Annotated in this window: 22 protein-coding genes; 9 read left to right on the top strand and 13 right to left on the bottom strand. The window is 70.8% G+C overall.

What is annotated here, in order from left to right:
* Nucleotides 1-38: 38 nt before the first annotated feature.
* On the bottom strand, nucleotides 39-911 hold the full coding sequence (locus JGS39_RS01850) for an alpha/beta hydrolase family protein (protein WP_219566823.1): 873 nt from the start codon (nucleotides 909-911) through the stop codon (nucleotides 39-41).
* 169 nt (nucleotides 912-1,080) lie between these two features.
* On the bottom strand, nucleotides 1,081-2,610 hold the full coding sequence (locus tag JGS39_RS01845; RefSeq protein ID WP_219566821.1) for a long-chain-fatty-acid--CoA ligase: 1,530 nt from the start codon (nucleotides 2,608-2,610) through the stop codon (nucleotides 1,081-1,083).
* A gap of 139 nt (nucleotides 2,611-2,749) precedes the next feature.
* On the opposite strand from JGS39_RS01845, the gene JGS39_RS01840 reads away from it, so the two are divergent.
* Complete coding sequence (locus tag JGS39_RS01840) at nucleotides 2,750-3,967, top strand: PucR family transcriptional regulator (protein WP_219566819.1); 1,218 nt, start codon at nucleotides 2,750-2,752, stop codon at nucleotides 3,965-3,967.
* Between the two features lie 18 nt (nucleotides 3,968-3,985).
* Here the strand turns inward: JGS39_RS01840 and JGS39_RS01835 are convergent, their stop codons facing one another.
* Nucleotides 3,986-4,714 carry a DUF4232 domain-containing protein gene (locus JGS39_RS01835; RefSeq protein ID WP_219566818.1) on the bottom strand — a complete coding sequence of 243 codons (729 nt, stop codon included), beginning with the start codon at nucleotides 4,712-4,714 and terminating at the stop codon, nucleotides 3,986-3,988.
* A gap of 197 nt (nucleotides 4,715-4,911) precedes the next feature.
* On the opposite strand from JGS39_RS01835, the gene JGS39_RS01830 reads away from it, so the two are divergent.
* Entirely contained in the window at nucleotides 4,912-5,154 is a 243-nt protein-coding gene (locus tag JGS39_RS01830) for a hypothetical protein (RefSeq protein ID WP_219566816.1), read from the top strand.
* Between the two features lie 51 nt (nucleotides 5,155-5,205).
* Here JGS39_RS01830 and JGS39_RS01825 read toward each other — a convergent pair whose 3' ends face one another.
* From JGS39_RS01825 to JGS39_RS01815, 3 genes are all read right to left on the bottom strand, one after another.
* On the bottom strand, nucleotides 5,206-5,625 hold the full coding sequence (locus JGS39_RS01825) for an SRPBCC family protein (RefSeq protein WP_219566814.1): 420 nt from the start codon (nucleotides 5,623-5,625) through the stop codon (nucleotides 5,206-5,208).
* Nucleotides 5,626-5,774: 149 nt separating this feature from the next.
* Nucleotides 5,775-6,437: a class F sortase gene (locus JGS39_RS01820; protein ID WP_219566922.1), complete on the bottom strand. Its 663-nt coding sequence runs from the start codon at nucleotides 6,435-6,437 to the stop codon at nucleotides 5,775-5,777.
* A gap of 281 nt (nucleotides 6,438-6,718) precedes the next feature.
* A complete protein-coding gene (locus JGS39_RS01815; protein ID WP_219566812.1) occupies nucleotides 6,719-7,240 on the bottom strand; it encodes a hypothetical protein in 522 nt (173 codons plus the stop codon).
* A gap of 310 nt (nucleotides 7,241-7,550) precedes the next feature.
* Between JGS39_RS01815 and JGS39_RS01810 the strand changes: the two genes are divergently transcribed.
* Nucleotides 7,551-8,258 carry a DUF2470 domain-containing protein gene (locus tag JGS39_RS01810; protein ID WP_219566810.1) on the top strand — a complete coding sequence of 236 codons (708 nt, stop codon included), beginning with the start codon at nucleotides 7,551-7,553 and terminating at the stop codon, nucleotides 8,256-8,258.
* Nucleotides 8,259-8,349: 91 nt separating this feature from the next.
* Here JGS39_RS01810 and JGS39_RS01805 read toward each other — a convergent pair whose 3' ends face one another.
* Together JGS39_RS01805 and JGS39_RS01800 are read right to left on the bottom strand one after the other, a co-directional pair.
* Complete coding sequence (locus JGS39_RS01805; RefSeq protein ID WP_505391873.1) at nucleotides 8,350-9,237, bottom strand: serine hydrolase; 888 nt, start codon at nucleotides 9,235-9,237, stop codon at nucleotides 8,350-8,352.
* A 23-nt stretch (nucleotides 9,238-9,260) separates the two neighbouring features.
* Complete coding sequence (locus JGS39_RS01800) at nucleotides 9,261-10,133, bottom strand: LysR family transcriptional regulator (protein WP_219566920.1); 873 nt, start codon at nucleotides 10,131-10,133, stop codon at nucleotides 9,261-9,263.
* A gap of 214 nt (nucleotides 10,134-10,347) precedes the next feature.
* On the opposite strand from JGS39_RS01800, the gene JGS39_RS01795 reads away from it, so the two are divergent.
* Together JGS39_RS01795 and JGS39_RS01790 are read left to right on the top strand one after the other, a co-directional pair.
* Nucleotides 10,348-12,000: a penicillin-binding transpeptidase domain-containing protein gene (locus tag JGS39_RS01795; protein ID WP_308120114.1), complete on the top strand. Its 1,653-nt coding sequence runs from the start codon at nucleotides 10,348-10,350 to the stop codon at nucleotides 11,998-12,000.
* Nucleotides 12,001-12,085: 85 nt separating this feature from the next.
* On the top strand, nucleotides 12,086-12,724 hold the full coding sequence (locus JGS39_RS01790; RefSeq protein WP_219566804.1) for a DUF1707 SHOCT-like domain-containing protein: 639 nt from the start codon (nucleotides 12,086-12,088) through the stop codon (nucleotides 12,722-12,724).
* Nucleotides 12,725-12,779: 55 nt separating this feature from the next.
* On the opposite strand, the gene JGS39_RS01785 is transcribed toward JGS39_RS01790, so the two are convergent.
* A complete protein-coding gene (locus JGS39_RS01785) occupies nucleotides 12,780-13,895 on the bottom strand; it encodes an alkene reductase (protein ID WP_219566803.1) in 1,116 nt (371 codons plus the stop codon).
* A 52-nt stretch (nucleotides 13,896-13,947) separates the two neighbouring features.
* Between JGS39_RS01785 and JGS39_RS01780 the strand changes: the two genes are divergently transcribed.
* Both JGS39_RS01780 and JGS39_RS01775 read left to right on the top strand, forming a co-directional pair.
* Nucleotides 13,948-14,364, top strand: a complete 417-nt coding sequence (locus tag JGS39_RS01780; RefSeq protein ID WP_219566918.1) for a MerR family transcriptional regulator — start codon at nucleotides 13,948-13,950, stop codon at nucleotides 14,362-14,364.
* Nucleotides 14,355-14,783 (top strand): pyridoxamine 5'-phosphate oxidase family protein, encoded by a 429-nt coding sequence (locus tag JGS39_RS01775; protein ID WP_219566801.1) that lies wholly within the window; start codon nucleotides 14,355-14,357, stop codon nucleotides 14,781-14,783. Before JGS39_RS01780 ends, JGS39_RS01775 begins: the two co-directional genes overlap by 10 nt.
* A 44-nt stretch (nucleotides 14,784-14,827) precedes the next feature.
* Here JGS39_RS01775 and JGS39_RS01770 read toward each other — a convergent pair whose 3' ends face one another.
* On the bottom strand, nucleotides 14,828-15,379 hold the full coding sequence (locus JGS39_RS01770) for a winged helix-turn-helix domain-containing protein (protein WP_219566799.1): 552 nt from the start codon (nucleotides 15,377-15,379) through the stop codon (nucleotides 14,828-14,830).
* Between the two features lie 110 nt (nucleotides 15,380-15,489).
* Here JGS39_RS01770 and def point away from each other — a divergent pair, with 110 nt between their 5' ends.
* Nucleotides 15,490-16,149, top strand: coding sequence for a peptide deformylase (gene def, locus JGS39_RS01765; RefSeq protein WP_219566797.1), 660 nt, complete (start codon nucleotides 15,490-15,492; stop codon nucleotides 16,147-16,149).
* Nucleotides 16,150-16,191: 42 nt separating this feature from the next.
* Here the strand turns inward: def and JGS39_RS01760 are convergent, their stop codons facing one another.
* Complete coding sequence (locus JGS39_RS01760; RefSeq protein ID WP_219566795.1) at nucleotides 16,192-16,524, bottom strand: NIPSNAP family protein; 333 nt, start codon at nucleotides 16,522-16,524, stop codon at nucleotides 16,192-16,194.
* Between the two features lie 66 nt (nucleotides 16,525-16,590).
* The gene (locus JGS39_RS01755; protein ID WP_219566793.1) at nucleotides 16,591-17,064 is read right to left on the bottom strand and encodes a carboxymuconolactone decarboxylase family protein; all 474 of its coding nucleotides are present in this window, start codon (nucleotides 17,062-17,064) and stop codon (nucleotides 16,591-16,593) included.
* Between the two features lie 154 nt (nucleotides 17,065-17,218).
* Between JGS39_RS01755 and JGS39_RS01750 the strand changes: the two genes are divergently transcribed.
* The gene (locus JGS39_RS01750) at nucleotides 17,219-17,407 is read left to right on the top strand and encodes a DUF6381 family protein (protein WP_219566791.1); all 189 of its coding nucleotides are present in this window, start codon (nucleotides 17,219-17,221) and stop codon (nucleotides 17,405-17,407) included.
* Between the two features lie 103 nt (nucleotides 17,408-17,510).
* Here the strand turns inward: JGS39_RS01750 and JGS39_RS01745 are convergent, their stop codons facing one another.
* Complete coding sequence (locus tag JGS39_RS01745; RefSeq protein WP_219566789.1) at nucleotides 17,511-17,909, bottom strand: DUF6221 family protein; 399 nt, start codon at nucleotides 17,907-17,909, stop codon at nucleotides 17,511-17,513.
* Nucleotides 17,910-17,926: the final 17 nt, after the last annotated feature.

Genomic DNA, 17,926 nt, shown 5'->3' with positions numbered 1-17,926 from the left:
CCGCAAGCATGACGGTGCCGGTGGGCGGCGGGAACCCGTTACGGGGTCGTCGCCGCCGGAATGCTCAGGGCCAGGCTGTTGCGGCGGACGTCGGACCACGTGGTGGTATCGGTGCAGATCCCGCACCCGGGGCCGAAGAACTGGGCGCGGGCCGTCTCGTCACCCATGAGCTGGGCGCGGAACCAGGCAGTGGTCGGCGCGGCGAACGGGCCGGGGTCGCCCACGACCGTGAAGTGGTCGGCCCCGCGCAGCTCGCCGTAGAGGGCCGGGATGTGATCGGCGGCGTTGTAGAAGGCCTTGACCAGGAAGGGGAAGACGATGCTGTCCTTCTCACCGGCCAGGAGGAGTGCGGGGACGTGCACGGCGTTGATGTTGGCGAGCGGGCCGGGCTGGATGGGCAGGATGGTGTCGATGCGGGGGTCCGCGCCCACGACTATGGCTGCAGCACCCCCTTGTGAGTGCCCCGACGCGCCGATGTGTTCCAGGTCGACGCGGTCGTGGAAGATGCTGCCCGGGTCGGCGTTCCTGTGGGTGAGCATGTCGATGCCGGCGCGCATGGAGATGCCGAGGTTGGACTGCGGAGTGTTCGCCGCGGCGACGACGAACCCCTGGCCGGCCCAGTGGAGCAGCAGGTCCCGGTAGACGAGGGGTATGCCGTTGGTTCCGTTGCCCCACACGATCACGGGGTGGCGGCGCTCGCTGTTCGCGATGTCACGCGGGTAGTACAGGGTGGTGATCGGCCCGACTTCCACAGCGGTGGCGTAGGGCCCGGGGGCGCCGAAGTCGCTCGTGGCCGAGGCCGTGGCGGGACCGGTGGGCAGGGGGGCCGGCGCTGCGCCCGCAGCGGCCGACGCGGACAGTACGAGGGTGAGTGCGGCCAACGGGACGAGCAGTTTCCTTCTCCACGACATGGGCGTCTCCTGACGTCGGGGCGAACTGAGGGATTCTTCCGGATCACATCGGTGCTCGATGGCACGTCCTTGGGACGAGACCGGCCTCCGTTTCTGTGCGATCGCGCCTGTCACCGGCCGTCCTGTGCGCCGGAGCGGCTGTGCACGGCGCCCGCGCAGGGGTGGCTGATCAGGCCGGGCCTGCTTCCCCGGCGTTCCCGGCCGTCAGCCGGCGCTTGAGGATCTTGCCGGTGGACGTCAGGGGCAGGCTGTCGCGGAATTCCACGCTGCGCGGGTACTTGTAGGCGGCCATGCGCTCGCGGCACCAGGCGATCAGTTCCGCCTCGCTCAGCTCCGTGCCTGGCACCGGGATGACGAACGCCTTGACGTCCTCGCCGTGCGTGGCGTGCCGTACGCCCACCACGGCGGCCATGCTCACGGCCGGGTGTGTGATCAGTACCTCTTCGATCTCGCGCGGGTAGACGTTGAAACCACCGCGGATGATGAGGTCTTTGACCCGGTCCACTACGTAGTAGTAGCCGTCCGCGTCACGCCGTGCGATGTCTCCGGTACGGAACCAGCCGTCGTTCATCACCGAGGCCGTGTCGTCGGGCCGCCGGTAGTAGCCCTTCATGATGTTGTGTCCGCGGATGGCGATCTCGCCCCGGCCGTCCGCCGGAACGTCCTGCCAGGCGTCGTCGATGAGCTTCATCTGCACACCCCACACGGGCCGGCCGATCGACCCGGGCCTCGGCGGCAGTCCGGGCGGGTTGAAGCAGGCAACGGGCGAGGTCTCCGACAGTCCGTAGCCTTCCTGCACCCCCACGCCGAAGGCCTTCCCGAACTGCTGGAGCACCTCGACGGGCAGCGCGGCGCCCCCGGAGACGGCGGTGCGCAGACGCGTGGGTGCCGCCGGTTCGTCCAGGGTGCCGAGCGCGCCGAGCAGGGCCCAGTACATCGTCGGCACGCCCGCGAAGAAGGTGACCCCCTCGCGGTGCATGAGCCGGAGGGCCTCCTCGGCGTCGAAGCGGGGCTGCAGAACGAGGGTGGCACCCCTGAGCATGCCCATGTTCATCACCGCGCTCTGACCGAAGGCGTGGAACAAGGGGAGGGCGGCAAGCATCACCTCGTCGTCGGCCGCTGTGAACAGCCGGTCGGCGACCATGGCGTTCATCACCATGTTGCGATGGGTGAGTTCGGCGCCCTTGGGCCGTCCAGTCGTGCCGCTGGTGTAGAGGATCACTGCGGTGTCCTCCGCAGCGGTGGCCACCGCGTCGGCGGACCGGGCGTCGGCGGGACCCGTGCGTTCGATCCCGTGCAGCAGGAGGAGGTGTTCGCAGTCGGGCGCCTGGTCGAATCCCGCCTTCCCCACCTCGGCCAGGGGCAGCTGCGGAGTGCCCTCGTAGCAGAGAAGGGCTCTGGCCCCGGAGTCGGTGAGGTGGTAGGCGACCTCCTGCGGCCGCAGGAGCACATTGAGCGGCACCACGACCGCTCCGACGCGGAGTATGCCGAAGTAGGCGGCCGGGAAGTCCGGCACGTTCGGGCAGGACAGCGCCACCCTGTCGCCTCTGCCGATCCCGCGGCGCCGCAACGCTCCGGCGATGTCCTGGGATCGTGCCAGCAGCTCGGCGTAGGTCAGACGGGTGTCACCGAGGACCAGTGCGATTCGGCCGGGGTGTTCCCGGGCGCTGTGCTCCAGCAGGGACGACAGATTCAGCATCAGTTCTCCTCAGCGGCTCGTGAGGAAATGCTCAGGCACAACAGGCGCGGAACGCGGTGGGCGGACGACCTCGGGTACGGCTTCCGCCTTGTGCGACCGCACAATTGCGGACCGGGCAGTGAACCGTATGCTGACCGGCATGCCAGAGCAGCACGCCGATGGCGGTCTGACCGTTCCTCCGCTGTTGTCGGTATGTGCCGCGGAGTTGCTGGAGCGGGTCGACGTCCTCGCTGACGACCTGTTCCGCACGATCACCGCCGAGATCCCTCCCTACGCCCGGTTGAGCCGGGAGGTCCAGGCCGACGTACGGGACTTCAACGAGCGGAATCTGTACGAGCAGCTGACGTGCATGGCCGACCGCCGCCCGATGCGCACGGACTCCACCCGGCAGTGTGTACGGCGGCGGGCCACGCAGGGCGTTCCGGTCGACGCGGTCCTGCATGCCTTCCGCATCGGCTACCGCTTGCTGGCGCATTCCCTCATCGACCGCGCCAAGGAGCAGCCAGGCACGACGATGGACGACATCGCGCAGGCCTCCATGTCGATCTGGTCCCTGCTGGACGCCGCATCGCAGACGGTCAACGACGTCTACCGGGAGACGCTGGTCGGCCTGGCGCGAGCCGATGAACTGCAGCGGCTGCTGCTGCTCGACGCGCTCCTGAACGGCAAGACCGCCGACTGGGCGATGCTCGGCGGCACCGGCGCCTCCCTGGGCCTGCCCGAACAGGGGCCGTACATCTGCGTCGTCGCCGAGCACAGCGACGTCACCGCGATGGAACAGGCTCTGCTACGGAACGGACTGCGCTCCGCCTGGCGCCCTCGTCCCGACGGCCTGGCGGGCATCGTGGCGCTGCCGGACCCGGCGGTCGCCTCCGGTCCCTCCCGTGTGCCGGGACCGGCGCTCGTGCTGGGCGTCGTCGGCGCCGCGGTCGCGGGGCGTGCGGGTCTCAGTCCCGCGTACGGAAGGTTGCGCGAGAGCGCGGACGCCCTTCGTCTGGCCACTCTGGCCCAGGCCTCGCTGCCCGCCGGCACGCACCGGGCGGTCACGCTCGACCACGATCCGGCCGCGGCCCTGGTCGCGGCCGGGCACGATCTGGCGCTGCGGCTGGCCGTCGCCCTCCTCGACCCCGTCCTGGCCGCGCCGGACCGCAAGGACCTCATGGAGACCCTCACCGCGTGGCTGGATTCCGACACCGGTTCCACCACGGAGATCGCGGAGACGCTGTACTGCCACCGCAACACCGTCCGCAACCGGCTGGACCGTGTCTCCCGCCTCACCGGCCGCTCGCTGTTCCGGCCGGCCGATGTCGCCGCGTTCTACGCCTCGGTGCGCGCGCTCGAGCTCCGCACGCCCTGAGGCTCCGCTCACACCTCGTCAGCCGGCCACCGCTGTGGTCGTGAAGCGGTCGCCGCAGACGTGGAGGAGGGAGGTCCGCAGCGTCATGGCGTCCTTGGAGCCCGGCGGATAGACCCGCAGGTAGTCGGGCCGGCTCCAGCAGCCCGAACCGTTGATGCCCTGGTTCAGGGTGTGCAGGGTGACCTCCGCCGTCCTGCCGGGGCCGATCACCGTCTGTCCCCGCGCGGCGCCCTCGCGCTCGGCGGGCACACCGATCGCGCTGCCGTCGCGCTTGATCAGTGAGACACCCGGGAAGCCTCGCAGCGCGCATGCGGTGGTGGACTTGTTCACGAAGGTGAGCAGGTAGTGGATCTGGCCCGCGCCGGCGTCGGCACGGCCGAGGCGCATGGTCAGCCCGGCGGCCGTGCAGCGACGGGCGCCTGAGGCGGCTGTGGGCGTGCTGTCGGCGTGATCCTGGTCGGCGGGTGCGTCGGGGGTGCCCGCATCCGCGGCCGGTGAGGTGGAGCCCGCCGCCGATGGGCTTTCCGCTCCGGGGGCGGATTCGGCCGGGACGGAGGCCGCCGCCCCGGAAGGTGAGGCCGAGTCCGAGGTACCGCCACAGCCGGCTGCCACAAGGGTGACGGAGGCGATCGCGACCGGGACGAGGAGATGGCGGCGGAACGGGCGAGCCCTCCGGCCCGTCCTCCCGCCACGCGTCCGGGCCGGTCGCTCGAACGGTGGTGGGGTGGTGCGCGCGAGTGAACTCATATCACTCACCTGCTCGATTCCGAACCGTTTGAACCCGCTCCGCGGCGGGCCGGCCCGGGAAGGGAGGCGGTGGGAACGTGCACCGGCACCGTCCGACGGTCAGAAGCCCGCTCTGCGGGGGAATCGTCCACCCGGGCGGGTGACTTGGGCTGCCTGAGCCTGTCGTCCGGGCACGACGGCGGCTATGCCTGTCCTTCGTGATGAATATCCTGCTGCGCGCCGCTTCGGCGGTCGCGCTGACTGCCCTGCCTCTCGTCCCGGCCGGCCCGGCGCACGCCGCGGAAGGCTCCTCCCGGGCACAGGCCGGTCCTTGCGCCTCCGTCCCGGCGCCGTTGGGCTACGTCTGCGTCCCCGCACCCAAGCAGTGCTTCACGACGCCGTGCCCGCAGTACGACCTCGTGGCGCTCTCGCCTGAACCGTGGCCGGACGTACGGGCCTGACAGCACGCGGCACCCGGCCCTGTCCGCGCCGAACGGCGTGCCGGCCGGGCGTCACGAGCGTTCCGGGGACTCAGTCAGCTCCTTGAGCCGCACCAGGTCGGCGGCGACCATGTCGGCGTCGCGCCGGAGGTCGTCATCGCTCATTCCCGGCCGCCGTCGCAGGGTGAACACGACCTCGCTGCCGGTGCCGTCCGCGATGACGCGGACCGGGTTGTGGACGGTGTCCCCGGACGGCAGCGTGACGTCGTGGTCGAGTACGCCCAACTCGTTGGGGGGCGTGAAGGCGACGACGACCCGTCCCATGGGTGAGAATTCCGCGACCCACCGGCCGTCGATCTTCTCGATGGAGCCGCCCAGCCCCTGGGCCCACGCAGGGAGGTTGGCCGGATCGGAGGCGAAGGCGTAAACGGTCTCGGCCGGGCTGGCGATACGGATACTGATGTGGCGCGATTCGTTACCGGTGCTCTGCATGGCGGCGAGAATATCGGGTCGCTTCCATCATTTTCTTGAAGGAAACGGACACGTCCTGCCGCGCCCGGGTCGCCCTGCGACTGTGCTCCCTGAAGCGCGCCACGCGTGCGCCGCGGCCGCCCTCCAGCGCCTTGGCCGCGCGATCCCGGCTACCCCTCCTGGAGGACGGACGTGAGACGCGCGTAGGCCACGACGTTGCCCTCGTAGCCGGCCTTCCGCGAGAAGCCGCCACCGCAGGTGAGTACGCGCAGTTCCGGTTCGGAGGTGTTCGCGTAGACGCGGTCTGCGGGGAATGCGGCCTTGCTTACGACCTCGACGGCATAGACGGAGAAGACCGCCGTGGTGCCGTCGGTGCGGGCGATCTCGATGCGGCGTCCTTTCGTCAGGGCGCCGAGCCCGTAGAAGACGGCAGGGCCCGCCTTGTTGTCCACATGGCCCACGAGCACGGAGGTACCGGACTCGCCGGGAGTGACGGAACCGTCGTACCAGGCCGCCAGGTTGTTGTCCGCCAGGGGCGGTACGCCGATCCAGTCGTCCGCGCCGAGGCCCACCTTTCCGACGGGAGCGTCGACGTCGAGGAAAGGGATCGTGATCCGTTCGGGCAGGGCGCGGGTGAGCGGCTCGGGGGGCGGCCCTTGCGGCCAGGTACCTGCACCGGAGCCGCCGGACCGGTCGCCGGCCGCCGACGCGGGCTGCGGGGGGCCGTCGCCACCGAGGCCGTGCCGGATCAGGGCCAGGCCGAGCAGCAGGGCGACGACGAGGGTGCCCCAGCCGGGTACCCGAAGGCCGCCGCCCTTCTTGCTTCCCTCCAGGCGGCCCCGCTCGTCCCGGCGGCCCCGCTCGCCCCGCCGGTCCCGCTCATCCCGCCGGTCCCGCTCATCCCGGCGGCCCCGCTCGTCCCGCCGGTCCCGCTCGTCCCGGGCGTCGACGGCCTTACGCCGGCCGAACAGGCGCTGGCGGGCCGGCTTCGGGGGTTCGGCGGGTTCGATCCACTCGTGCCACACGGCTCTGTGCACGTCTTCTCCGCTTTTCGGTCCTGTGGTCCCCGGACCGGGCCCCTAGGCAGGGCCCGGACCTTCAGCGCCTCTCGCGGTCAGGCGTCGCTGCCGGAACGGCGGCGCATCTTGTAGGCACCGAATCCGAGCGCGCCCGCGACGAAGGCGGCTCCCGCACCGACCTCGCCCGGGCTCATGCCGGAGAGGCTGCCACCGGCTCCGGCCCGGACGCCGTTGCCCGGCATCACCGAGCCCGTGTGGTCGTTGTGGCCCGATCCCTCGCGAATCGTGAGCGGTGTGGTGCCCTTCTCCCCCTTGCAGTCGAAGGTCACGTCGTACTCGGCGCCGGGCTTGGCGTCGTCATCGACGCGCGCGGTGGCCGAGTGACCCTCCTCAAGGGTGACGGTGTCGAACACTCCCGAGCTGACGGTCACGGACGGCACCTCGCACCCGGTCGCGTTGAGGGTCACGGTGCCGCCGGGGGCCACCGTCGACGGGGAGACGGTGAAGCCGAACGACGTGATGTTGTGGTTCCCGTCGTCGGCAAGGGCCGCCGGAGCAGCGGCTCCGAGAGCGGCGGCACCGAGCAGGGCGACAGAAGCGACACGTATCACGCGCATGATGGTTCTCCGGGTTCTCGAGAAGCAGCTGTGGACCTTTTGTCCTCACTGGCGAGCAATGCCCCTCGGCCTGGGTGACGCTAAATGCCGCCCGAACGGCTCGCCACTTGGCCTCGGCCGGGGCGGCGCTGAATGGAGCAGTACCCTCACGCCCCCCACGGGACGTCGGTACACGCGCGCCCGATCCCGCCTCCCCCGCGTCGCGTTCCGGCCACATCCCGCTCCCTCAGCCTCTCCACCCCCGCGCATGGGTTAGGTTAGGCATACCTAAGTAATCCGGATCTCGCCACCTCCCCTCAGGAGACCTTGGATGCGCCCTTTCAGCGCCCGCATCACGCAGCCGACCCCCGCCGAGCGCATGCTGTCGATCCTCACCGGAGCCCATTCGATGACGGTGGTGAGTGACGGCCTCGACCCCGTCGAGGTCCATCGCCTCGACGGCACGGCCGCGATGGGCCATGTCCACCTCCACGAGCCGTCCGGGACCGGCCCCGCTCATCCGGCCGCGCCCGTCCCGGTCCGGCTGGAGTTCACGGATGTCGCCCCCACGCCCGTGCGCGACCGGCTGCGCGCCCGGGTCACGATGACCGGGCTGCTGGCCGCGCCGTACGACGCGGAAGCCACCAGCAGCGTCTGCATGGAGTTCGGCCAGGCGGTTCTCGACGACGGCGGGGGCCGCACGTTCGTACCGCTGTCCGCGCTGCAGACCGCCACCCCTGATCCGGTCGCCCCGCACGAGGCGGACATGCTGACCCACTTGATGGACAGTCACGCGGAACTCGTGCCGCTCCTGTTGCGCCTCGTGCGCCCCGCGCCGGAGAAGAGCATGCTGCGCGCCCTCCCGGTGGCGCTGGACCGGTACGGCATCACCCTGCGCCTCGAGTACGCCCGCAAGCGGCGCGACGTACGGCTGCCGTTCGCGACGCCCGTGACCGGGATGAACCAGGCCGCGCCGCGGATCCACGCCCTGCTGACGGCCGCCCGTCGCGCTTCCCATCCCAGCCGGCTGTTCGCCTGAAGACGTACGGAGTCCGGTTCGCCGTGTCCGCGGAAGTCCGGCGCCGGCCATGGCTCCGTCACACCGGCACCTCCGCGACGTGAGCTTCCGCTCAAGTCCCCTGGGTTCCCCGCAGTTCCTCCACAGCGGCCCGCGCCGCTGCGCCGATCACGGCGTCGGCGCGGGGCAGCTTGTTGTCGGCCCGGGCCGCCTGGGTGAACACCACCGCCGTATAGGCGCTGCCGTCCGCGAGTTCGACGACGCCCGCCTCGTGGCGCAACGCCCCGAAGGTGCCGGTCTTGCCGTAGACGGTGACATCGTCGTAGGGGAAGCCGGAGGCGAGCCGGTGCGTCCACGGCTGGCTGCGCATGACCTCGCGGATGAGGGCGCAGCTTTCCTCGGAGGCGGCCTGTCCGGTCCAGATCGCGCGCAGGAGGCATGCCAGGTCCGACGCCGTACTGGAGGCCTTGAACGCCGGGTCGTACACGCCCGCCGGCACGACGGCGTCGTTGTCGCTCACGCGCGCCAGGGCGGCGTCCAGCGAGCGGGCACCCGTTTCGGCGACGAGCCGGCTGAACGTGCTGACGACGCCTCCGTGGATGTGTGTGCCCGGCATGCCGAGTTCCTGGCACATGGCGTCGACCGCGTCGGCGCCGACCTCCCGGAGAACGGCGGCGGCCGCGGTGTTGTCGGAGATGCTCATCATCTGTGTCGCCAGGTCGCGCAGTGACATGGTGACGGGGTCCCGGAGGAGGGAGACGCCGGTCGGGCCGGGAACGCGGTCCGTCGGGTCCAGGGTCAGCCGGCGGCGGGGATCGATCAGCCCCGCATCCGCGAGCCGGCAGAAGGCGACCATGAGGGGCACCTTGTAGACCGAGCCGATGGGCAGTCGGGCGTCGGGATCGATCGCGACGCTGGCCGATGGACGGTGCAGTTCCGCCACGTGCAGCCAGCCGCGGACTCCCGCGTCGTCGAACATGCCGCGGATGGTGCGTTCCACGCCACTGCCGCGCCGCAGGCCCGTCACCGTGCCGCCTTCCGGGCCAGGGCGTCCTCGAGGAGTCGCGCCGTCGCGGCCGTCCCGTCCGAACCGGAACGTCGTGGGTTCCAGGCCACGCGCAGCCGTAGGGGCAGTGGCGGATCCGTCGCCGCCCGGCGCACGACTCCGGAGGCTGTCAGCGCGTCGTCCGCCGTGACCAGGACCGCCTGGCCCGATGCGACCAGGGCGAGGCCGGCACGATCGTCGGCGACCGCCACGGTGTCCACCCGGCGCCCGCGGCTGGCCAGCGTGTCGATGAACAGGTCGTGGGCCGCGGGTGCCTCGGCGCGCGGACGCACAGCGAAGGGAAGGTCCAACGGCACTGCTTCACCGGCCTGTTGGCGGCCCACGGGGACAAGGACCCAGGTCGGCAGCAGGATCACGCGACCGGCGGCCAGGCCGTGCAGTACGGAGGGGTGCCGGATCACCGCCAGGTCGAGCCGTCCGGCCTCGACATCGCTGAGCAGCGCGGCCGTTGACGCCGTCACCATCCCGATCCGGGTCCGTTCGCCGGCCCGGACGGGCGCGGACGCCACATCGGCTGCGAGGGGTGCCGGCACCTCGGGGGCCAGCCCGAGCCGCAGGCGCCGGCCGTCCGCGTGCTCGCGGGCACCGGTCTCCCGCAGCTCGGCAAGGGCGGCCAGGGCCCGGCGGGCGTGTGGCAGCAGCAGCGCCCCCTCCTCGGTGAGGGACACCCCGCGCTCACGGTCGAACAGGCGGACTCCGAGCAGGGTCTCCAGCCGGCGCAGGCCCTGCGACAGCGGTGGCTGCGTGATGCCCACACGCTGAGCGGCGGTGCCGAAGTGTTCTTCCTCCGCCAGCGCGACAAAGATTTCCAGATGCCGTTCGGTCAGCACTGTCCCCCCTGACATGCGGCGATACGGCTTACGAATCGCCCTGATGTCGAGAGCGTATTCGACATGCGGTCAGGCGGCGGGTTTGACTCCCGGCGGGGGTTGCCCGCGAGGGCTTCGGCAGGACGGTGGACGGGCCGCCCGCACATGTGCGCCCTCGCCGACGCCGGGGGTGGTCTCCGGCGGGCGATCGGACGGAATCGGAACGGAGAGCACCTTGACGCGTGCCCGCAGCCGGAACACCCACACGGGATACGAGCCGAGGCGCCGTGGACGCCGGCAACTCGCCATCCTCGTGGCCCTCGCCCTGCTCGCCGGAGGCGGGTACGGCGCGTACAGCCTCTGGGGCGGCGACGCGGAAGAGGACGATCCACAGCTCACAGCCGCCCGGAAGCCCTTGGCGGCCTTCCTCGCGGCATGGGAGAAGCACGACGCGAAGGGGGCCGCGGGCCACACCGACACCCCTGACAACGCCGCGTCGCTCCTCACCTCGGTGCTGACCAACCTCAAGCCCTCCCGAACCACCATCGTCAACGACAGCGGCGAGAAGGAGGGGGACGGCAAGGTCCGCTTCCCCTTCTCCGTAGCCATGGAGGTTCCTGGAGCGGGAAAGGTCACCTGGCGCTCCCGGGCACAGGTGAACCGGATCTCCGGGACATGGAAGGTCGCATTCACCTCGCCGATGATCCACCCGGAACTGAAGCCGGGGCAGACACTCGCACTCAAGGCGGACGACACCCGGGCGAAGGTGCTCGACAGCCAGGGCCGGCCACTGCGGGCCGCGTCGCTCGTGGGAACCGTCGACCCGGTCAGCGGCAAGGGCACCTCGGGTCTTGAGGCCCGGTACGACAAGGTGCTCTCCGGAGGCAGGAAGGCGGGCAAGTCCCTTGTAGTGGCCGACCGGCAGAGCGGACTCGCTCTCAAGAACCTCGGCGCGGCCGGGTCCGCCGAGGGCCGTCCGGTACGTACCACCATCGACTCACGCATCCAGACGGCGGCAGCCGACGCCGTGGCCGAGACTGATCACAACGCGGCCCTCGTCGCCATCGATCCGCGCAACGGCCATATTCTGGCCGCGGTCAACCGGCCCGGCGGCCTCAACCGTGCGCTCGAAGGGCGCTACCCGCCCGGCTCCACGTTCAAGGTGGTCACCACGGCGGCTCTGCTCAAGAGCGGCACCCGGCCCGCAGACGGCGCGGCCTGCCCGAAGTTCGCCCACGTCAACGGCCAGCGCTTCGAGAACCAGGGGCAGTTCTCGCTCCCGGCCGGCTCGACGTTCACCGATGTCTTCGCGCAGTCCTGCAACACGTACTTCGTCAACGCCCGCAGCCGGCTCGCCGACACCGATCTGCGGGATGCGGCCCAGGCATTCGGGATCGGGGGCAGCTGGGACGTGGGAACGACCACGTACGACGGCAGTGTGCCGGTCACGACGAGTGACAACGACAAGGCCGCGGCCACCATCGGCCAAGCACGGGTGCAGACATCGCCGCTGGTCATGGCCTCCATCGCGGCCACGGTCAAGAACGGCGCGTTCAGCCAGCCGGTTCTGGTGCCGGACGCGGTGAAGAAGAAGTACACCGCTCCGGCGGAGCTCGATGCCCAGGTCGCCGGTCAGCTCCGCGAGCTGATGCGTGCCACGGTGACCTCGGGATCCGCCCGCGCGTTGCGGGAGCTGCCCGGGCAGCCGCACGCGAAGACCGGAACGGCGGAGTTCGGAACCGGGAAGCCGCCGCGCACCCACGCCTGGATGATCGGCTATCAGGGCGACTCCGACCTCGCGTGGGCGGTACTCCTGGAGGACGGAGGGTCAGGCGGCGCGGACGCGGGCCCGGTCGCCGCACGATTCCTGCGCAACCTGGCCCGCTGAGCGGACAACGATGCCTGCCGGCAGGCCCACCGCGCTCGCGATCAAGAACGTTGCGGGACTGCGGGCCCACGGCCAGAATGCAGGTATGACGGGTGAACTGCAGTCGGCTGACGACTCCTCAAAACGTGACGCACAGCCCGGACTGCGGGCATCCGACCGGGAACGGGACCAGGTGGTCGAGGTTCTCCAGGTGGCCGCGGGCGACGGCCGGATCACCGCGGCCGAGCTGGATGAGCGCCTGGACGCCGCGCTCTCCGCCCGGACCCAGGGCGAGCTCGCCCTGCTGACCGCCGATCTGCCCTCGGAGGGAATGCCGCCGCAGGCCAAGGACCTGGTCAGGATCGATCAGCGCTTCGGCGATGTCAGCCGCACCGGCCGCTGGCTCGTGCCGCGTCGGATCGAGCTCCGGCTGATGTTCTGCGAGGCGAAGCTGGACTTCACCGACGCGGTGATCACCCACAGCACCCTGCACATCGATCTCGACCTGCGGCTGGGAGGAAACCTGATCCTCGTGACCAGGCCGGGCGTCGTCGTCGACACGGACGGACTGGTACGCAGCAGCGGAGAGATCAAGATCAGTCCGCAGCCCGGTCCGGCCGCTCACCCCGTCCTCCAGGTGCGGCTGACGGGGCAGTCCCGCGGCGGCGACATCACCGCCCGGCCCCCTCGGCGCAAGCTCTCGGAACTGATGCGCCGCCGCCCACCGGGGAACAGCGGAAGGTGACACACCGTGCGCCGCCCGGAACGGTGCGGGCCGGTCGGCTCCCGGCCCGCACCGTTCAGAGCCGCGCGAGCACGGGATAGTCGTTGTACCCCTCCTCGCCGTGGACGTGCATCAGGAACTCGGGACGGATCTCGTTGAGCGGTGCGCCCGTACGCAGTCGCTCGACGAAGTCGGGGTTGGCGAGGAACCCGCGTCCCAGGGCGATCAGTTCGGCCCCCTCGGCCAGCAGCCGCTCCCCTCGCTCCATGCCGCCGTCAGCCGCTGCCTCCTCCCGCGACAGCGCCGGATTGGCGATCAGCGTGCCGGGCCAGGCCTTGCGGAGCCGGGAGAAGAGGGGCTGCTGCGGATCGGCGTGGACCACGTGCAGATAGACGGGATCGACGCGCGCGAGTGCGGGCAGGAGAGCCGCGTAGAGGTCCTCGGTGTCGCCCTCTTCGACGCTGTTGACGTCCGCCCCGGGCGAGATACGTACGCCGACCCGCTCCGGACCGATGGCCTCCGCGACGGCCCGCGTCACCTCCACCGTGAAGCGGATGCGGTTCGCTGCCGGGCCGCCCCAGGCGTCGGTGCGGCGGTTGGTGTTCCCGGCCAGGAACTGGTGCAGCAGATGGCCGTTGGCCGAGTGCACCTCCACGCCGGCGAAGCCCGCTTCGACAGCGTTGCGGGCCGCCGTGGCAAAGTCGGCGATGGTGGACCTGATGTCCCGCGCCGACATCTCTCGGGGCGCGACGCCGTCCCGGAGCCCGCCCGGTGTGTGAAGCGTCTCCGGGAAGCGCACGACGGACGGTGCGAGCGGGAGGTGACCGCTGGTGTCGGGGTGACCGACCCTGCCGCCGTGCTGCAACTGGAGGAACATCGGGCTCCGGCCGGCAGCCGCACGCACCGCGTCGGTCACCCGACGCCATCCGGCGATCTGCGCGGGGCTGTGAATGCCCGGGATATGCGGGTAGGTCTGCCCGACGGCGTTCGGGGTCGTGCCTTCGGCGATGATCAGACCGGCCGAGGCGCGTTGTGCGTAGTGGGCGGCCATCAGCTCTCCCGGGACGCCGTCGGCCCCGGCGCGATTCCGCGTCAGCGGAGCCATGACCAGCCGGTTCGCCAGTCCGATGCCACCGAGCCGGGCAGGTTCGAAGAGCCGGGATGCGGAGGATTCCTGCTGTGTGTGCGTCATGCCGGTAACGTAGAACCTGACATTGATGTGAGATTCAAGTCCTGGGGTGCGTATGCGGATCGGGGAACTGGCGGCTCGTACCGGTGTCGGGGAGCGTTCCCTGCGCTACTACGAGGAGCAGGGGCTGCTGGCAGCCGACCGGACGCCGGGCGGTCACCGCGACTACCCCGAGAGGGCCGTCGACCGGGTCATCCGCATTCAGGAGCTCTACGCGGCCGGTCTGCACAGTTCGAAGATCGCGCGGATCCTGCCCTGCATGCGCGACGAGGACGGCGGTCCCTCCCTGCGGGCCACTCCCGCCCTGGTCGACGAGCTCACCACCGAGCGGAACCGGATCGACCGCATGATCGACGACCTCCGCCGCTCCCGCGAGGTCCTGGACGACGTCATCGACACGGCGGCAGGCGGTGTCCCCGCACAGCCGGACAAGAAGCGGTACGAACACGAAGGAGTTCCCCCGTGCCTCTGACCCGTGAAGAACGCGAGCAGTTCCTGGCCGAGCCGCATGTGGCGGCACTGGCCGTGACCTCGGCCAAGGAGGGCCGGGCCCCTCTCGTCGTGCCGATCTGGTACATGTACGAACCAGGTGGCGACCTGTGGATCATGACGGGCCGCGACTCACTGAAGGGAGTCTCGATCGCCGCGGCCGGCCGGTTCTCCATGATGGTCGAACGGGTCACGCCGACCGTTCGTTACGTCTCCGTCGAGGGCGGCGTCATCACGACCCGCGACGCCACCCGCGAGCAGCTGGTGGAGATCTCGTCGCGCTATCTCCCGCCGGAGAAGGTCGACGGTTACGTCGACTTCGCGTGGCGGGAGCACGGTGAGCAGGTGGTCATCCACATGCGGCCCGAGCACTGGCTCAGCGCCGATCTGGGCGGAGCCTGAGGCCTCAACCCTCATGGCACTTCCCCGCGCACGGGCGTGGGGGCTCAGCTGCCCATGAGAGGGAACAGCCGGGTGATCGCGGCGACGGGCACCGTACCGGCGGGCCGAGCCGCAGGGTCCTCGTCCCGGTCGCGGTAGCCGGCGAGCAGGCGGCGGATCGAGGCGGCGAGTTCGGCCGTCTCCGCCGGGGTGAGGTGGACCACGGCGCTGAACGACTCGTCGTGCCGCCACTCGCCCGGCGCCTCGTCCCGGTGCGCCAGCCAGTGCTGGTAGCTCTCGTCCTCCAGTCCGCGTGCCGTCACTGCGAACTCCTCGGGCCCCTCCTCGGCGGGCGCCCAGCGAAGCCGCCACGGCCGCACGCGGCCACCGCTGTGCGGCGCCTCCTCGATGAGGCCGTGCCGGGCCAGCTGCCGCAGATGGAAGGAGCACAGCCCGGAACTGTGGCCGAGCCGGGCGGCCGCCTGGGTGGACGTGACCGTGCCGACCTCGGCGAGCAGGTCGAGGAGCGCCACGCGCACCGGGTGGTCGGGCAGGCGCGGGCGGGCACGGTGCAGCAGGGGGTCCACGCAGGGGACTTGGCGGTTCTCGTCGCTCATTTTGCAAAGGGTGCTACTTTGCAAAGCATTCGGTCAAGTGGCGCCACAGGCCGGCCGGGGTCCCGAAGCTCCGGCCGTCCGCGGGCATGCACGGAAGGCGTTGATACTCCATGGCGGATCGGTTCGACCACACTGCGCAGGACCGCCGGGTGCGTCTGCTGGGAGAGCCTGTGGACGCGTACCCGCGGGTCGCCCCGGAGGCCGCGCGGGGTTCGGTACGCCGCATCACCGTCGTCGGCGAGGAGATCCTGCGGCGCCGCTGCCAGGAGGTCACCCGGTTCGGCACGCCCGAGCTGTCGCGCCTGATCGACGACATGTTCGCCACGAATCAGGTGGCGGAAGGCGCGGGCCTCGCCGCCAACCAGGTCGACGTGGACCTGCAGTTGTTCGTGTGGGACATCACCGACGAGTGGGGGGTACGGCATGTCGGGCACATCGCCAACCCGGTCCTGGTGGAGGTTGCGGCCGGGCAGCGCCGTCTGATCGAGGAGTCCGAAGGATGCCTGTCCGTTCCGGGGCCCTACCGGATGGTGCCCCGCCTCGACCGCGCCGTCGTACGCGGCCGGGACAGGAACGGTGAGCCCCTGGTCATCGAGGGCCGGGGATACTTCGCGCGGTGCCTTCAGCACGAGACCGACCACCTTCGCGGCCGGCTGTATCTGGACCGGCTCGCCCAGCGGGACCGGAAGACGGCCCTCCGTGAGATGGCGGCGTCCAAGGACGAGTTGTTCGCCCGACGGGCGGCCCTGGCCGAGGAGCTCGGCAAGTAGCGCGGAGCCGGCCCGCACCCCTGCTGCGCGGAAGGCCTGCCGTCAGGCATGGCCGGGGGCCTCCGTCGTCTCGGTGTCCAGGGGGCGCAGGAACCGGCGTTCGTACCGCCGGATGCATCCGGTGCGACGCGCCAGCTCGAACGCGGCCTGGCATTCGGGATCGGTGGCGCTGTCCGTGCGGTAACGCTCGTACGCGGCGAAGCCGGGGAACGAGAAGAGCGCGTAGGCGATGTCGCTGTCACCCTCGCTGGGCAGGAAGTAGCCGTGGTGGGTGCCGCCGAACCGGTTCACGAGGGCGACCCATCTGCGGCCGTACTCCTCGAAGTCCTCGATGCGGTCGGGGTCGATCTCGTACTTCAGATGAATGGTGATCACTGACCCCATGATGCCTCAGCGACCGGCGGGACCGGGGCTCCGTCCGTGCCGGATCACCGGGGCCGGCTACCCGAACTGGCCCGGCTGGTAGTCACCCGCGGGCTGCTGGACGATGACGTTCACACGGTTGTAGGCGTTGATGAGGGCGATGAGCATCGCCAGGGCGGCGAGCTGGTCCTCGTCGTAGTGCTTGGCCGCGTTCGCCCAGGCCTCGTCCGTGACACCTCCCGCCGCGTCAGCGATGCGGGTGCCCTGCTCCGCCAGCTCCAGCGCGGCGCGCTCGGCCTCGGTGAACACCGTCGCCTCCCGCCAGGCGGCGACCATGTGGAGACGGATCGCGGTCTCCCCGGCGTGCGTGGCGTCCTTGGTGTGCATGTCGGTACAGAAACCACAGCCGTTGATCTGACTCGCACGGAGCTTCACCAGCTCTTGCGTGGCGGCGGGCAGGGTCGAGCCCACGATCACCTTGTCCGCCGAGTTGATGTACTTGAAGAACTTGGCCCCGGCCGCGTTGGCGAACAGGTTCAAGCGAGCATTCATGGTGCGCTCCCGTGCCGTCGTCGATGGGTACCACTGTCCGACAGAGCAGGTCGCACCGCATTCCGTAGCGACGTGTGACCGTTCGAGATGCAGGTGCGGAGGCGCGCTGATTCGCTGGTGGGGTCGGCTCTCCCCCCGAGACCCAGGAGTGATCATGAGTGTTGCGGATGAAACCGGCGGCCGCGCGGAGCGCATTCGCGCCAAGGCGCAGGAGATGAAGGAGGCGGCCGAGCGCGTCTCCGATCCGCAGGAGCGCCGGCGCCTGGAGGACAAGGCGCGCCGGCTCCAGGAGCGGAGCGATCAGGTTTCCACGAAGGGCGAAGGCGGCACGAACCCGCTCTGACCGGACGACGGCCGCCCGTGGGCGGCAGCGGCCGGCCCGGGCCCCGGAGGCCCGGGCGTTTCACCGTGCCGGGAGAGGCGAGCCGTCTCCCGGCACGACGTGCCTACTGCGTGAACCGGGGCAGCCACTTCACCTGGTAACCGGGGTGCCCGGCGTGTTCAGCGGCCATCTGCCGGACGACGAACCCCAGCCCGAAGGCCCTCCCCGAGGCGAAGTCCCGCTGCGGGCGGTCGACGTCCAGGGCGGCGACCTCCGCGTACTCGTCCAGGAGCACTCTGTTGGTCTCGATGCGCTGGAGAGTTCGCGCGGGGTCCTGAAGAGCGATGTGGTGGTCGTAGCCGTGCGTCCTCAGGGTGAACGCGATGGCACCGGTCCGGTCGTGGATCTCGCCGGGCACCTCGGCCGGGCACCGCCACCCCTGGCCGCCGGCCGCACGTGCGGCCTCCTCTTCCTCGTCGAGGCGCGCCCGGACGAACGCGACCAGCTCGGAGTTGTCTGTCATCTGGTTGTGCATCCTTC

Origin of the sequence: Streptomyces poriferorum (genome assembly GCF_019399235.1) — a bacterium.
Taxonomy (GTDB): domain Bacteria; phylum Actinomycetota; class Actinomycetes; order Streptomycetales; family Streptomycetaceae; genus Streptomyces; species Streptomyces poriferorum.
The sequence above is the reverse complement of the archived record's forward strand: the minus strand, read 5'-3'. Positions and strand labels throughout refer to the sequence as shown.

Coding starts and splice junctions, on each gene's coding strand:
- def (WP_219566797.1), top strand. CDS start 15,490: ATGGCGGATCGGTTCGACCACACTGCGCAGGACCGCCGGGTGCGTCTG.
- JGS39_RS01780 (WP_219566918.1), top strand. CDS start 13,948: ATGCGGATCGGGGAACTGGCGGCTCGTACCGGTGTCGGGGAGCGTTCC.
- JGS39_RS01815 (WP_219566812.1), bottom strand. CDS start 7,240: ATGCGCGTGATACGTGTCGCTTCTGTCGCCCTGCTCGGTGCCGCCGCT.
- JGS39_RS01755 (WP_219566793.1), bottom strand. CDS start 17,064: ATGAATGCTCGCTTGAACCTGTTCGCCAACGCGGCCGGGGCCAAGTTC.
- JGS39_RS01790 (WP_219566804.1), top strand. CDS start 12,086: ATGACGGGTGAACTGCAGTCGGCTGACGACTCCTCAAAACGTGACGCA.
- JGS39_RS01810 (WP_219566810.1), top strand. CDS start 7,551: ATGCGCCCTTTCAGCGCCCGCATCACGCAGCCGACCCCCGCCGAGCGC.
- JGS39_RS01825 (WP_219566814.1), bottom strand. CDS start 5,625: ATGCAGAGCACCGGTAACGAATCGCGCCACATCAGTATCCGTATCGCC.
- JGS39_RS01840 (WP_219566819.1), top strand. CDS start 2,750: ATGCCAGAGCAGCACGCCGATGGCGGTCTGACCGTTCCTCCGCTGTTG.
- JGS39_RS01835 (WP_219566818.1), bottom strand. CDS start 4,714: ATGAGTTCACTCGCGCGCACCACCCCACCACCGTTCGAGCGACCGGCC.
- JGS39_RS01845 (WP_219566821.1), bottom strand. CDS start 2,610: ATGCTGAATCTGTCGTCCCTGCTGGAGCACAGCGCCCGGGAACACCCC.
- JGS39_RS01745 (WP_219566789.1), bottom strand. CDS start 17,909: ATGACAGACAACTCCGAGCTGGTCGCGTTCGTCCGGGCGCGCCTCGAC.
- JGS39_RS01750 (WP_219566791.1), top strand. CDS start 17,219: ATGAGTGTTGCGGATGAAACCGGCGGCCGCGCGGAGCGCATTCGCGCC.
- JGS39_RS01850 (WP_219566823.1), bottom strand. CDS start 911: ATGTCGTGGAGAAGGAAACTGCTCGTCCCGTTGGCCGCACTCACCCTC.
- JGS39_RS01770 (WP_219566799.1), bottom strand. CDS start 15,379: ATGAGCGACGAGAACCGCCAAGTCCCCTGCGTGGACCCCCTGCTGCAC.
- JGS39_RS01785 (WP_219566803.1), bottom strand. CDS start 13,895: ATGACGCACACACAGCAGGAATCCTCCGCATCCCGGCTCTTCGAACCT.